Genomic DNA, 13592 nt, shown 5'->3' on the forward strand with positions numbered 1-13592 from the left:
CCGGGGAGTACCTGCCCACCGCGGGGGAGTACGTGCCCACCGCGGGGGCGCCCACGGTGAGGCGGGGGTCCGGCAGCCGGGGGTGCTCCGCCGGCAGCGAGGCAGGATCCCGACCGCGTGTTCGCCGCGCTGGACCCCCTGGCGCTCACCCCGCACGCCCCCGCAGCCGCACGAGTCGTGGTACGGCCACGAACGCGCACGAGCCCTCGTACGCCTACGAATCGGCCCGCCGGGCGCCCTCGTCGTAGGACGACGTGCCCTCGTCCAGGAGTGGCTCCTGCGTCTTCAGATGGGCGGGCGCGCAGGCGCGCAGCGCGTGGTAGCCGGTGATGACGACGACCGTGCCCAGCGCGATGCCGCTCAGCGAGAACGTGTCGGTGAACTTCATCGTGACGTTGCCGACGCCGATGATGATGCCCGCGGCGGCCGGTACCAGGTTGAGCGGGTTGCGCAGGTCGACACCCGCATTGATCCAGATCTGGGCGCCGAGCAGGCCGATCATGCCGTACAGGATGACGGTGATGCCCCCCAGTACGCCGCCGGGGATCGCGGCGACGACCGCACCGAACTTCGGGCACAGGCCGAACAGCAGCGCGAAGCCGGCGGCGGTCCAGTAGGCGGCGGTGGAGTAGACCCGGGTCGCGGCCATCACGCCGATGTTCTCGGAGTACGTGGTGGTGGGCGGCCCGCCCAGCGCGGTCGACAGCATCGAGCCCACGCCGTCCGCGGAGATCGCCGTGCCGAGCCTGTCGTCCAGATTGTCGCCGGTCATCTCGCCGACGGCCTTGACGTGCCCGGCGTTCTCCGCGACCAGGGCGATGACGACGGGCAGCGCGACGAGGACGGCGGACCACTGGAAGGACGGCCCGTGCAGGCCGGGCAGGCCGATCCAGTCGGCCTTGCCGACGGCGGACAGGTCGAGCCGCCAGTGGTCGGTGACCTTGCCGCTGCCGTCCGCCGAGTGGATCCTCCCGAAGACGCGGTCGAGGACCCAGGAGACGCCGTAGCCGAAGACCAGGCCCAGGAAGATCGCGACGCGGGACCAGAATCCGCGCAGGCCCACCACGGCCAGGCCGGTGAACAGCATGACGAGCAGGGCCGTCCACTGGTCCTGCGGCCAGTACGTCGAGGCCGTCACCGGCGCCAGGTTGAAACCGATCAGCATGACCACCGCGCCGGTGACGACCGGCGGCATCACGGCGTGGATGATCCGCGCCCCGAACCGCTGCACCGCGAGCCCCACCAGGAACAGCGCGACGGCGACGACGAAGACCGCGCCGGTCACCGTGGCACTCGTGCCGCCCTGGGCGCGGATCACCGCGGCCACACCGACGAAGGACAGCGAGCAGCCGAGGTAGCTCGGCACCCTGCCGCGCGTCGCCAGCAGGAACACGACGGTCGCGACGCCCGACATCATGATCGCGAGGTTGGGGTCCAGACCCATGAGCACCGGCGCCACGAAGCTCGCCCCGAACATGGCCACCACGTGCTGCGCGCCGAGCCCCACGGTCCGGGGCCAGGAGAGCCGCTCGTCGGGGCGGACCACCGCTCCGGGCGCGGGCGTGCGTCCGTCGCCGTGCAGTTTCCAGCGGACGCCGAGATCCATGTCGAGTGTCGCTTTCGTCGTATGTGCAGGTCGGGGTCCATTGTGGGGGGGCACCGGACGGTGATTCGCACACGTGAGCGTCCGCCTAGGATGGGCGGCGCGCCGTCGTCCGTGTATCCAGCAACCATCCCGCACGTCCCAGGAGCACCAGCCGTGACCGCCGAAGCACCGCTCGCCGACATACCCGCCGTCGAAGGCCCGACCGCCGAAGACCCGGCCGCACCCGCCCCGCCGTACGGACGCCTCGTCCCCGTCACCGTCCACTTCGACGACCTGGACGCGCTCGGCCTGCTGCACAACGCCCGCTACCCCCTGCTGGTCGAGCGGGCCTGGGCGGAGCTGTGGCAGGGCAACGGCATCCGCTTCGACGGGGACTGGACGGCGGCCGGCGACGCCTGCAACGCGGTCAGGGAACTCCGCGTCAGCTACGAGGCCCCGGTCACCAGGCCCGGCCCGTACGCCGTCCACCTGTGGCTCGAGCGGCTCGGCACCACCGGCCTGACCTACGGCTTCCGGCTCTGCTCGGCGGACGGGGCCGTGACGTACGCGCACGGCACCCGGGTGCTGGTGCGGCTGGACGCCGGGACGCTGCGCCCGGCGCCCTGGAGCGAGGGGTTCAGAGCTGCGGGTCGCGCACTGCTTCGCCCGGCAGGCTGATCTCCGGCGTCCGCGGTGCGGTGGGCGTCTTCGACCGGTCCAGGTCGGCGCCGCGCAGCACGCCCGCGAAACCGGCCACCCCGCACGCCAGCAGCGTCACCAGCCCGAACGACACCACCAGGCTGGTCGCCTGGGCAAGCCCGCCGATCGCACCGGGCGCGACCAGACCCGAGGTGTACGTGATGGTCGCGACGCCGGCGATGGCCTGACTGGGGCGGGGGCCGCTGCGGCCCGCCGCCGCGAAGCACAGCGGTACGACGACCGCGATCCCGAGACCCATCAGCGCGAAGCCGGCCATGGCCACCGCCGGATGCCCCGACACGACGACGAGCAGCCCGCCGAGCACGGCGAGCACACCACTCGCCCGGACCGTCCGCACGGCCCCGAATCGGTCCACGACCTTGTCGCCGGCGAGCCGGGCCAGCGCCATGGTCAGCGTGAAGCCGGTGGTGCACGCCGCCGCGAGCGCGGCGGAGGCCTCCAGCCGGTCGCGCAGGTACACCGCCGACCAGTCCAGGCTCGCGCCCTCGGCGAACACCGCGCAGAATCCGACCGCGCCGATCAGCAGCGCCGACCTGGGCGGCAGCGCGAAGCGCGGCGGTGCCTCCTCGTCCTCGGCGGGCTGGAGGTCGAGCACCCAGGCGCACGCGGTCGCACCGAGCACCGTGAGCACCGCCGCCGCCAGCACGTGGTGCAGGCGGGCGTCGGCACCCAGGTGCGCGGCGAGCGTGCCGGCCGCCGAGCCGACCAGGGCGCCCGCGCTCCACATGCCGTGCAGTCCGGACATGATCGACCTGCCGAGCCGGTTCTCCACCTCGACCCCGAGGGCGTTCATCGCCACGTCCGCCATGCCGGCGGTGGCCCCGTACGTGAACAGGGCCAGGCACAGGGTGAGCAGGTTCGGCGCGAGGGAGGGCAGGATCAGCGACAGCGTCCACAGGGCGATCAGTCCGCGCAGCGCGTTGCGAGCGCCGAAGCGGTGGCTGACGCTGCCCGCGAGCGGCATCGCGACCGACGCGCCGAGCGCGGGGAAGGCGAGGGCCAGACCGAGCTGGCCCGCACTCGCCCCGGCGTGGTCCTGGATCCACGGCACGCGGGTGGCGAACGAACCGGTGACGGCGCCGTGCACGGCGAAAACGGCGGCCACGGCGTACCGCGCCCGCTTCACCTCGCGTTGCCCGTAGACCACGTCGCTCATTCTCCGCCCCTCCCACGTGTACCGTCCGTCTCCGACGGCGTAAATTATCAGGGACCCTGCCTGATAGATAGTGGTGTCCCCGGCGGTGCCTCGACCGGGGTCCCACGCGGTGTCTCGATCCCCCGACGCACGGCTGCGTCCGGCGCCACGGCGGTGTCCCGCCACGCCGGTGGCCGGCAGCCCGTCGGCGCCCATCTGGAAGGATCCCGGTATGCCCGCATCCCCGCGCACGGCCCGGGCCATCAACGACCGGCTCGCCCTGCGCTTCCTGCAGCAGGAGGGCCCGTTGACGGCGGGGCAGCTCAAGCAGCTCACCGGCCTGTCCCGGCCGTCCGTCGCCGACCTCGTCGAACGCCTCACCGACTCCGGCCTGATCGCCGTCGTCGGCGAGACGGGCGAGCAGCGCCGCGGCCCCAACGCCAAGCTGTACGGCATCGTCGCCGACCGCGCCCACCTGGCCGCCCTCGACGTACGTACCGAAGGCGTCGCCGTGGCCGTCTGCGACCTGCTCGGCCGGGTGCTCGCCGAGGGAGCCCTGCCCATCGACGCCGCCACCGGGACCGAGCCCGCCGTGGAGCAGGCGGTCGCCCTGGTCGAACGCGTCGCCCGGCAGGCCGGGGCCGACCGGCTGCACACCGTCGGCATCGGCGCGCCCGGCCTGATCGACCCGGCGGGCGGCGAACTGCGCGACTCCACCGGTCTGCCCCAGTGGCACCGCAGCCTGGTGGCCGCCCTCCAGGAACGCCTTCCGCAGGCCCGGGTCAGCGTCGAGAACGAGACCAACCTCGCCGCCCTGGCCGAACAGCGCGACGGCGCCGCCCGCGACCGGGACACGTTCGTCCTGCTGTGGCTGGGCATGGGCATCGGTGCCGCGCTCGTCCTCGACGGCACGCTGCGCCGGGGCCGGTCCGGCGGCGCGGGCGAGATCGGGTTCCTGCCGGTGCCCGGGACGGGCGGGCTGCCGTCGGCCACCGACTGCGGCGGCGGCTTCCACGCCCTGGCCGGCGCGTCGGCGGTCGCGGCACTCGCCGCGCGGCACGGTGTCACCGCCGACCCCGCCCGGCACGAACCGCACGCCGCGGCCCTGGTCCGCGCGGCCGTCGGACACGCCGGCACGGACCCGTCCGCCGCACGCTTCCTCGACATCCTCGCCGACCGCGTCGTGCTCGGCGCCGCCGCCGTCGTGTCCGTCCTCGACCCCGGCTGCGTGGTGCTCGCCGGCGAGGTGGGCCGGGCCGGCGGCGAAGCCCTCGCCGACCGGGTCCGCACCCGGCTGGCCCGCATGTCCCCGCTGCCCACGGAGGTACGCCCGAGCACCCTGGGCGGCGAAGCGGTCCTGCGCGGCGCCCTGCTGACGGCCCGGGACCACGCCCAGGACGACCTGTTCGCCCCCGCACCCCGCCGGTGACGAGCCGGCTCCGAACGGCCCACCGTGCCGCCCGGCCCCGAGCCGTGCCCCCTGCGCCCCTCAGGCATGCCGCCGCGCGCCGAACCGTGCCGCCAGGTACTCCTCGAACGTCCCGGCGCCCACCGCCCGCTCCGGCGTGAGGTGCCCGTCCGCGCGGAAGGCGCGGTACGCCCGGCCCGCCATCGGCACGTTCACCACCGCACGGCGCCGCCCGGCCGCCGCGAGGTAGGCACGGGCCAGCGATTCGAGCGACCGCACCTCGGGCCCGCCCATGTCCGCCACCCGCCCCGCCGGCCTGCCCAGGGCCAGCTCGGCGAGCCGCCCGGCGACCTCCGTGACCTCGACGGGCTGGTCCCGCACCCCGGCCGGCAGCATCATCACCGGCGATCTGGACAGCACGCCGAACACCTGCACGAGCAGATCGTGGAACTGCGTCGCCCGCAGCACCGTCCAGTCCAGACCCGACTCCTCGACCAGCTTCTCGACCGCCATCTTCGTCCTGTAGTAGGCGAAGGGGACCCGGTCGACGCCGACGATCGAGATGTAGACCAGGTGCCCCAAGCCCGCCCGCCGCGCCGCCGCCAGGAGATGCCCCGCCGCCTCCTCGTCCCCGCCGCGCGGGCTCGTCGCGCAGTGCACGACCGTGTCCACGCCCGCCACGGCCGCGTCCAGCCCGGCGCCGCCCTCGCGCAGATCGACGGCGTACGGACGGGAGTGGCGGCTGAGGACACGCACCTCGTGCCCGTCCGCGCGCAACCGCTCGCCGACATGACGGCCGAGGATTCCGGTGCCACCGGTCACCAGGATCATGGTCATACCGCTCAGCCCTTCCGCACGCCGGGGCGCCCCCGGACGGAGCGCCCTCGCCAACGGGCACCGAGTAGCCGTCGCCGCCGGGGACAACCGCCCGCCGGTGCGGACACGGTCGAAAGATGATGGAGCACGGACGGAGAACAGCTGGTCACGGCCTGTGAGACTCCCCACACTTCTGACCCGTATGGGTGTGCGGACCGGGCATGGCAGACTGGGCGTGTACAAGCAGCAGCGCACTCCGGGGTCGGTGAAAGTCCGAACCGGCGGTTAAAGTCCGCGACCCGGTCACCTCCAGTGACCGGTTGACCAGGTGAAATTCCTGGACCGACGGTTAAAGTCCGGATGGGAGGCAGTGCGCGGCGGGCGAGCATGCGTGTGCGCCGCCGTACCGGTTCGTTCCGCGGGAGCGAGCCTCGTCCGGCGTTTGCCCCCGGTGCTCCCGTCCGTTGAACCCTGTCGTCATCGACAGCCCCGGAGTCCGCGCCCCACGAGGCAGGAGGACCCGGGAAGTGTTCACCGGAATCGTCGAAGAGCTGGGCGAGATCACCGCCGTCGAGAACCTCGACGACGCCTGTCGCTTCCGACTGCGCGGCCCCGTCGTCACCGACGGCGCGAAACACGGCGACTCCATCGCCGTCAACGGCGTCTGCCTCACCGTCGTCGACCACGAGGGCGACGAGTTCACCGCCGACGTGATGGCCGAGACCCTGAACCGCTCCAGCATCGGCGCCCTCGCCGTCGGCTCCCGGGTCAACCTCGAACGCCCCACCGCCGTGGGCGCCCGCCTCGGCGGCCACATCGTGCAGGGCCACGTCGACGGCACCGGGGAGATCCTGGAGCGCGAGCCCTCCGAGCACTGGGAGATCGTGAAGATCTCCCTGCCCGCCGGCCTCTCCCGCTACGTCGTGGAGAAGGGCTCCATCACCGTCGACGGCATCAGCCTCACCGTCGTCGACGCGGGCCCCGACTTCTTCACCGTCAGCCTCATCCCCACCACCCTCGCCCTGACCACGCTCGGCCTCAAACAGCCCGGCGACCCGGTCAACCTCGAGGTCGACGTCATCGCCAAGTACGTCGAGCGCATGCTGGGCGACCGTGAGGTGACCCGGTGAACTGGCTCAACTCCGAGGCCTTCGTCATCCTCGACCAGCACATCCGATGGTCGGACATGATCGGCAACGTGATCGGTCTGATCGCCCTCGCGCTCGGCTGGCGGCGCTCGATCTGGACCTGGCCGGCCCAGTTCGTCTCCGGCCTCGTCCTCTTCGCCGCCTTCGCCACCGCCCACCTCTCCGGCAGCGCCGGGAAGCAGATCGTCGTCATGCTCGTCGCCGGCTACGGCTTCTGGCAGTGGCGGCGCGACACCGGTCAGGCCAAGGACGGCTCCGTCGCCGTACGGTTCGCGACCTGGGGCGAGCGCGGCGCGCTGGCCGGCGCCGCCGCCGTGGGCACCCTCGCCGTCGGCGGACTGTTCACCCTCTACCCGTCCCTGTCCTGGGACCCCTGGCCGGACGCCTACATCTTCGTCGGCACCGTCGTCGCCATGTACGCCCAGGCGCGCGGCATGGTCGAGTTCTGGTTCGCGTGGCTGCTCGTCGACCTGGTCGGCGTCCCGCTGAACTTCGCCAACGGCTTCGCCTTCTCCGGCTTCGTCTACGTCCTCTACGGCGCGCTCGTCCTGTGGGGCCTGCGCGACTGGTGGCTGCGCTCCCGCGAAGCAGCGCGGCCCGTCCCGGAAGGAGCCCCAGCATGACCGCGGCACCCGTCCTGTACAGCACCGGCACGTTCGAGGACCTCGCCCTCGACCCCGTCGAGCAGGCCATCGCCGACATCGCGGCCGGCCGCCCGGTCGTGGTCGTCGACGACGAGGACCGCGAGAACGAGGGCGACCTCGTCATCGCCGCCGAGATGGCCACGCCCGAGATCGTCGCGTTCATGATGAGCGAGTGCCGCGGCCTGATCTGCGCTCCCATGGAGAGCGACGAACTCGACCGGCTCCGGCTGCCGCAGATGGTCGAGGACAACACCGAGTCCATGCAGACCGCGTTCACGGTCTCCGTCGACGCCTCCGGGGCGCACGGCGTCACCACCGGCATCTCCGCCGCCGACCGCGCCACCACCCTCCAGCTCCTGGCGAGCGGCACCGCCGAGCCGGACGACCTCGTGCGCCCCGGGCACATCTTCCCGCTGCGCGCCCGCTCCGGCGGCGTCCTCGTGCGCAACGGCCACACCGAGGCGGCCGTCGACCTCGCCCGGCTCGCCGGGCTGCGCCCGGCCGGCGCGATCGTCGAGATCGCCGGCGAGGACGGCAGCATGCTCCGGCTGCCGGAACTCGTCCCGTTCGCCCGCAAGCACGGCCTGACGATCATCTCCATCGAGGACCTGATCGCCTACCGCCGAAACTCCGAACCCACCGTCCGCCGCGAGGCCGAGGTCCAGCTGCCCACCGCCCACGGCACGTTCACGGCGTACGGCTACCGCTCCACCGTCGACGGCGTCGAGCACGTCGCCCTCGTGCACGGCGAGATCGGCGACGGCCGGGACGTCCTCGTCCGGATCCACTCCGAGTGCCTCACCGGCGACGTGTTCGGCTCCCAGCGCTGCGACTGCGGCCCCCAGCTGGACGCCTCCCTCGCCCGCATCCGGGCCGCCGGCCGGGGCGTCGTCGTCTATCTGCGCGGCCACGAAGGACGCGGCATCGGCCTGATGTCCAAACTGCGCGCCTACGAACTCCAGGAGCGCGGCCGGGACACCCTCGACGCCAACCTGGAACTCGGCCTGCCCGCCGACGCCCGGGACTACGGCGCCGGCGCCCGGATCCTCGAGGACCTCGGCGTGCGCGGCGTCCGCCTCATGACCAACAACCCCGACAAGACCGCCGCCCTCGTCCGGCACGGCATCGAGGTCACCGGCCGCGAGCCCATGCCCGTGACCGCCGGCGAGCACAACCTCCGCTACCTGCGCACCAAACGCGACCGGATGGGCCACGACCTGCCCTGGCTGGACGCCCCCGCCCCCGTCGCGGCCTGCGGCAACCAGTAACCCACCACGCACCACCCACCCCACGCACCATCCACCGAGGAGACGAAGAACGTGAGCGGCAAGGGCGCACCGGAACTGTCCGTACAGAACGTCGGAGACCTCAGGGTCGCCGTCGTCGCGGCACAGTGGCACGACAAGGTGATGGACGGACTGGTGGACGGCGCCCTGCGCGCCCTCACCGAACTCGGCATCGACGAGCCGACCCTGCTGCGCGTCCCGGGCAGCTTCGAGCTCCCCGTGGTCGCCAAGGTCCTCGCCGGCCGCGGCTACGACGCGGTCGTCGCCCTCGGCGTCGTCATCCGCGGCGGCACCCCGCACTTCGACTACGTCTGCCAGGGCGTCACCCAGGGCCTCACCCAGGTGTCCATCGAGACCGGCGTCCCCGTCGGCTTCGGTGTCCTGACCTGCGACACCGAGGAGCAGGCCCTGGACCGCGCCGGCCTGCCCGGCTCGAACGAGGACAAGGGACACGAGGCGGTGACGGCGGCGGTCGCCACGGCGGCCACGCTGCGCTCGGTATCCGAACCGTGGCGCCAGTAGGTCCGGCACTACGCGTAAAGTGGGCGACACCATGTCCAAGAAGACGTTCGAGGAGCTCTTCACCGAGCTCCAGCACAAGGCCGCCCACGGCGATCCCGCCACCTCCCGCACCGCGGAACTGGTGGAGAAGGGCGTCCACGCCATCGGCAAGAAGGTCGTAGAAGAAGCCGCCGAGGTCTGGATGGCCGCCGAGTACGAGGGCAAGGGCGCGGCCGCCGAGGAGATCTCCCAGCTGCTGTACCACGTCCAGGTGATGATGGTCGCCCGCGGCATCTCCCTGGACGACGTCTACGCCCACCTCTGAGCCCCACCGTTCCCCCTCAACACCACGCGAAGGAAGCCGACCTCATGCTGCGCATCGCCCTCCCCAACAAGGGTTCCCTGTCCGGACCTGCGGGGGAGATGCTCCATGAGGCCGGCTACCAGCAGCGCCGCGAGTCCAAGGAACTCCGCGTCGTCGACCCGGTCAACGACGTCGAGTTCTTCTACCTCCGCCCCCGCGACATCGCGATCTACGTCTCCTCGGGCCGCCTCGACATCGGCATCACCGGCCGCGACCTGTTGGTCGACTCCGGCGCCGGCGCCGAGGAGATCCTCCCGCTCGGCTTCGCCCGCTCCACCTTCCACTACGCCACCAAGCCCGGCACCGCGACCGGCGTCGAGGACCTCAACGGCCTGACGATCGCCACCTCCTACGAGGGCATCGTCGCCAAATACCTCGCCGACAGCGGCATCGACGCCTCCGTCGTCCACCTCGACGGCGCCGTGGAGACCGCGATCGAGCTGGGCGTCGCGGAGGTCATCGCCGACGTCGTGGAGACCGGCACCTCGCTGCGCAACGCGGGCCTCGAGGTCATCGGTGAGCCGATCATGACGTCCGAGGCCGTCGTCGTCCGCCGCACCGGCGCCGACAGCGACGAGCCCAAGGTGCGGCAGTTCCTGCGCCGCCTCCAGGGCGTCCTGGTGGCCCGGACGTACGTGATGATGGACTACGACTGCCGGGTCGAGCAGCTGGAGAAGGCCGTCGCGCTGACCCCCGGCCTGGAGTCCCCGACCGTGTCCCCGCTGCACAACGAGGGCTGGGTCGCCGTCCGTGCCATGGTCCCCGCCAAGGAGGCGCAGCGGATCATGGACGACCTGTACGAGATCGGCGCCCGCGCCATCCTCACCACGGCCATCCACGCCTGCCGCCTCTGAGGGACGCGCCATGCCCGATCTGCCCGACCTCCCCGTCACGTTCCGGCCGGCCCGGACCCGCGTGGTCATGCTCACCGCGGCCGTGGCGATCTTCGCGGTCGTCACGACCGTCGCTCTGATGCTGGAGCCCCTCGGACCGGGGGAGCGCGCCAGTTTCCTCCTGACGGCGGCCCTGCTCGCCGGCGTGCTGCTGATGCTGTCCCGGCCCCGGGTGGTTGCCGAGGAGTCCGGCGTCACCGTGGTCAACCTCACCACGAGGCGGCGCCTGGAATGGGCCGAGATCGTGTCGGTGAACCTCCGCCCCGGCGACCCGTGGGTGTTCCTGAACCTCAGCGACGGCACCAGCCTGCCCGCGCTCGGCATCCAGCCCGGCATCGCCCGGCAGCGCGCCCTCTCCGACGCGCGGGCCCTGCGTGCGCTGGTCGACGCCCGGTCCGTCGCCGGCCCCGAGGCCACCCGCGACTGACCCGGACCGCACCCAAACCGATCGAGACCCGATCGAGAACGGGTCGGCGTCCGATCGACGCCGACCACCCTGCCGCAATTGCCCCTGTCTTGAATATTCTGTTGGCGGAGGCGTGTCGTCGCGCCTCCGCCCCTGACGCCCGCCCGGTGCCCAGGGGCTCCCAACTATCAGAGGAGTGACCCTCTCCGGCGATGGACGGATCGTCCTGCAGTACCTGCGCCGCCCCCTGCCGACATAGCGCGGACCCGGTCCGCGCCCACGCGGAGGCGGCGGCATCATGACCATCCCCCTGCTGCTCCTGGCAGCCGCGTTCCTGCTGATCCTCGCCAACGGCTTCTTCGTCGCGGCCGAGTTCGGCCTGGTGACCGTCGAACGCCCCGAGGCCGAACAGGCCGCCGCCGACGGCGACCGACGCGCCCTCCGGGTCGTCGAGTCGCTCAAAGAACTGTCGTTCCAGCTCTCCGGCACCCAGCTCGGCATCACCATCACGTCCCTCGTGGTCGGCATGCTCGCCGAACCGGCGCTGGCCGCGCTGCTCAGCGGCCCCGTCACCGCGGTCGGCGTGCCCGGCGGCGCGGTGTCCGGCGTGGCCGTCGTCGTCGGCATGCTGCTGGCCTCGGCCGTGCAGATGGTGATCGGCGAACTCGTGCCCAAGAACTGGGCGGTGTCCCGTCCGATGCAGGTCGCGCGCTTCGTCGCCGGCCCGCAGCACGTCTTCGCGCGCCTGTTCCGCCCGGTGATCGCCGGGCTGAACGCCGTGGCGAACCGGCTCGTACGGGCCCTCGGCTTCGAGCCCGCCGACGAACTGGCCTCCGCCCGCACCCCGGGCGAGCTGGTCTCCCTGGCCCGGCACTCCGCCCGGGCCGGCGCCCTCGAACAGGACACGGCCGACCTGTTCGTCCGCACCCTGTCCCTGGGCGAGCTGACCGCGCAGCACGTCATGACCCCGCGGGTGAGAGTGAGCGCCCTGCAGTCGTCGGCGACCGCCGAGGACGTCGTCAACCTCACCCGGGCCACCGGCCTGTCCCGCTTCCCCGTCTACCGGGAGAAGATCGACGAGATCGTCGGCATGGTCCACCTCAAGGACGCCCTGGCCGTGCCCGTCGGCGACCGGCTGCGCACCTCCGTTTGCCGCATCGCCCGCCCGGCGCTCCTCGTCCCCGAGACCCTGCCCGTACGGCCCCTGCTCACCCGGCTGCGCAGCGAGCAGCCCATCGCGGTCGTCGTGGACGAGTACGGCGGCACCGCCGGCGTCGTCACCCTGGAGGACATCGTCGAGGAGATCGTCGGCGAGGTGCGCGACGAGCACGACGGGCACGACCTGCCCGAGCTCGCCGCCGCCCCGCCCGAGGACGGCCGGCCCGCCTGGGACGCCGACGGCGGCTGCCGCGTCGACGCGCTGCGGCGCATCGGCCTCACCGCACCCGAAGGCCCGTACGAGACGGTCGCCGGCCTGGTCGCCGGCCTGCTCGGCCGGATCCCGGCCGTCGGCGACCGGGCCGAACTGCCCGGCTGGCGGCTCACCGTCCGGCAGGTCGGCCACTACCGTGCCGAGCGGGTCCGGATCGTGCGGACGGCACCCCTCGTGGAGTCGACCGCCCCGGCCGCGGGGGCCGCCCGATGAGCGTCCTGCAACTGATGTTCGCCGCGCTGCTCGTACTCGCCAACGGCTTCTTCGTGGGCGCCGAGTTCGCGCTCGTGTCCGTGCGGCGCAGCCAGATCGAACCCCTCGGCACCACCCGCGCCCGCCAGGTCCTCCACGGCCTGGAGCGCCTGCCCGAGATGATGGCCGCAGCGCAGTTCGGCATCACCATCTGCTCGCTGACCCTCGGCGCCGTCGCCGAACCGACGGTGGCGCAGCTGCTGGAGCCGGTCTTCGAGGGACTCCACCTGCCGCACGCGATGATCCACCCGCTGGGCTACGTCATCGCGCTGGCCACCGTCGTCTTCTTCCACCTCGTCATCGGCGAGATGGTCCCGAAGAACCTGGCGATGGCCGCGCCGGAGAAGGCCGCGCTGTGGCTCGGCCCCGGCCTGGTCGCCTTCGCCCGGCTGTGCCGCCCGGTCACGGTCGCCCTCGGCGCCTGCGCCCAGGGCGTGCTCCGGCTGTTCCGGGTCGAGCCGAAGGACGAGATCGAGGCCGTCTTCACCAGCGAGCAGCTCAACCGGCTGGTGGAGGACTCCGGGCAGGCCGGCCTCCTCGACCCGGAGGAGCAGGAACGCCTGGAGGACGCCCTGGAACTGGGCTCCCGTCCGGTCACGGACGTCCTGCTGAAGCACGAGTCGCTGGTCACGGTCAGCCCCTCGGTCACCCCGGGCCGGATCGTCGAACTCACCGCGCGCACCGGCTACTCCCGCTTCCCGATCGCCGTCGACGGCGGCGCCTTCATGGGCTACCTGCATGTGAAGGACGTCCTCGACCTGGAGGACTCCGACCGCGCGGTGCCCCAGCAGATCTGGCGCCCCATGACGACCCTCAGGCCCGACCTTCCGCTGGACGACGCCCTGACGGTCATGCGCCGGGCGGCCACCCACCTCGCCCAGGTCACGGACGCCTCAGGGAAGGTCCTCGGCCTGGTGGCCCTGGAGGACGTCCTGGAACTCCTCGTCGGAGAGGTCCGCGACCCGGCCCACCGGCAGGAACTGACCATGACCTAGCCGGCGG

General features: G+C 72.7%; 14 protein-coding genes and 1 riboswitch. Of the genes, 11 read left to right on the forward strand and 3 right to left on the reverse strand.

Annotation, left to right across the window (positions count from 1 at the left end; translation table 11 throughout):
* Nucleotides 1-214 precede the first annotated feature (214 nt).
* Nucleotides 215-1606, reverse strand: coding sequence for a solute carrier family 23 protein (locus tag ABZ354_RS09990; protein WP_358654864.1), 1392 nt, complete (start codon nt 1604-1606; stop codon nt 215-217).
* Nucleotides 1607-1786: 180 nt separating this feature from the next.
* Here ABZ354_RS09990 and ABZ354_RS09995 point away from each other — a divergent pair, with 180 nt between their 5' ends.
* Nucleotides 1787-2263, forward strand: coding sequence for a thioesterase family protein (locus ABZ354_RS09995; protein ID WP_358654993.1), 477 nt, complete (start codon nt 1787-1789; stop codon nt 2261-2263).
* On the opposite strand, the gene ABZ354_RS10000 is transcribed toward ABZ354_RS09995, so the two are convergent.
* A complete protein-coding gene (locus tag ABZ354_RS10000) occupies nt 2223-3461 on the reverse strand; it encodes an MFS transporter (protein ID WP_358654866.1) in 1239 nt (412 codons plus the stop codon). The two genes, ABZ354_RS09995 and ABZ354_RS10000, sit on opposite strands and share 41 nt — an antisense overlap.
* Before the next feature lie 211 nt (nt 3462-3672).
* Here ABZ354_RS10000 and ABZ354_RS10005 point away from each other — a divergent pair, with 211 nt between their 5' ends.
* Nucleotides 3673-4869, forward strand: a complete 1197-nt coding sequence (locus tag ABZ354_RS10005; protein ID WP_358654868.1) for an ROK family transcriptional regulator — start codon at nt 3673-3675, stop codon at nt 4867-4869.
* A 60-nt stretch (nt 4870-4929) separates the two neighbouring features.
* On the opposite strand, the gene ABZ354_RS10010 is transcribed toward ABZ354_RS10005, so the two are convergent.
* Nucleotides 4930-5685 (reverse strand): NAD(P)H-binding protein, encoded by a 756-nt coding sequence (locus tag ABZ354_RS10010; RefSeq protein WP_358654870.1) that lies wholly within the window; start codon nt 5683-5685, stop codon nt 4930-4932.
* Nucleotides 5686-5911: 226 nt separating this feature from the next.
* Nucleotides 5912-6042: riboswitch (FMN riboswitch) on the forward strand.
* Nucleotides 6043-6191: 149 nt separating this feature from the next.
* Between ABZ354_RS10010 and ABZ354_RS10015 the strand changes: the two genes are divergently transcribed.
* The 9 genes from ABZ354_RS10015 (at nt 6192) to ABZ354_RS10055 (ending at nt 13585) form a co-directional block, all read left to right on the forward strand.
* A complete protein-coding gene (locus ABZ354_RS10015) occupies nt 6192-6794 on the forward strand; it encodes a riboflavin synthase (RefSeq protein WP_358654872.1) in 603 nt (200 codons plus the stop codon).
* Nucleotides 6791-7435: a nicotinamide mononucleotide transporter family protein gene (locus ABZ354_RS10020; RefSeq protein ID WP_358654873.1), complete on the forward strand. Its 645-nt coding sequence runs from the start codon at nt 6791-6793 to the stop codon at nt 7433-7435. Before ABZ354_RS10015 ends, ABZ354_RS10020 begins: the two co-directional genes overlap by 4 nt.
* The gene (locus ABZ354_RS10025; protein ID WP_358654875.1) at nt 7432-8724 is read left to right on the forward strand and encodes a bifunctional 3,4-dihydroxy-2-butanone-4-phosphate synthase/GTP cyclohydrolase II; all 1293 of its coding nucleotides are present in this window, start codon (nt 7432-7434) and stop codon (nt 8722-8724) included. The genes ABZ354_RS10020 and ABZ354_RS10025 overlap by 4 nt, the downstream gene beginning before the upstream one ends.
* Before the next feature lie 51 nt (nt 8725-8775).
* A complete protein-coding gene (gene ribH, locus ABZ354_RS10030) occupies nt 8776-9264 on the forward strand; it encodes a 6,7-dimethyl-8-ribityllumazine synthase (protein ID WP_358654877.1) in 489 nt (162 codons plus the stop codon).
* A 31-nt stretch (nt 9265-9295) separates the two neighbouring features.
* Nucleotides 9296-9568, forward strand: a complete 273-nt coding sequence (locus ABZ354_RS10035) for a phosphoribosyl-ATP diphosphatase (RefSeq protein ID WP_358654879.1) — start codon at nt 9296-9298, stop codon at nt 9566-9568.
* A gap of 44 nt (nt 9569-9612) precedes the next feature.
* Nucleotides 9613-10461: an ATP phosphoribosyltransferase gene (hisG, locus tag ABZ354_RS10040; RefSeq protein ID WP_358654881.1), complete on the forward strand. Its 849-nt coding sequence runs from the start codon at nt 9613-9615 to the stop codon at nt 10459-10461.
* A 10-nt stretch (nt 10462-10471) separates the two neighbouring features.
* Complete coding sequence (locus ABZ354_RS10045; protein ID WP_358654883.1) at nt 10472-10927, forward strand: PH domain-containing protein; 456 nt, start codon at nt 10472-10474, stop codon at nt 10925-10927.
* Between the two features lie 277 nt (nt 10928-11204).
* On the forward strand, nt 11205-12551 hold the full coding sequence (locus ABZ354_RS10050; RefSeq protein ID WP_358654885.1) for a hemolysin family protein: 1347 nt from the start codon (nt 11205-11207) through the stop codon (nt 12549-12551).
* Nucleotides 12548-13585 carry a hemolysin family protein gene (locus ABZ354_RS10055; RefSeq protein WP_358654887.1) on the forward strand — a complete coding sequence of 346 codons (1038 nt, stop codon included), beginning with the start codon at nt 12548-12550 and terminating at the stop codon, nt 13583-13585. Before ABZ354_RS10050 ends, ABZ354_RS10055 begins: the two co-directional genes overlap by 4 nt.
* Nucleotides 13586-13592 lie beyond the last annotated feature (7 nt).

Origin of the sequence: Streptomyces sp. NPDC005925, assembly GCF_040638805.1 — a bacterium.
GTDB lineage: Bacteria > Actinomycetota > Actinomycetes > Streptomycetales > Streptomycetaceae > Streptomyces.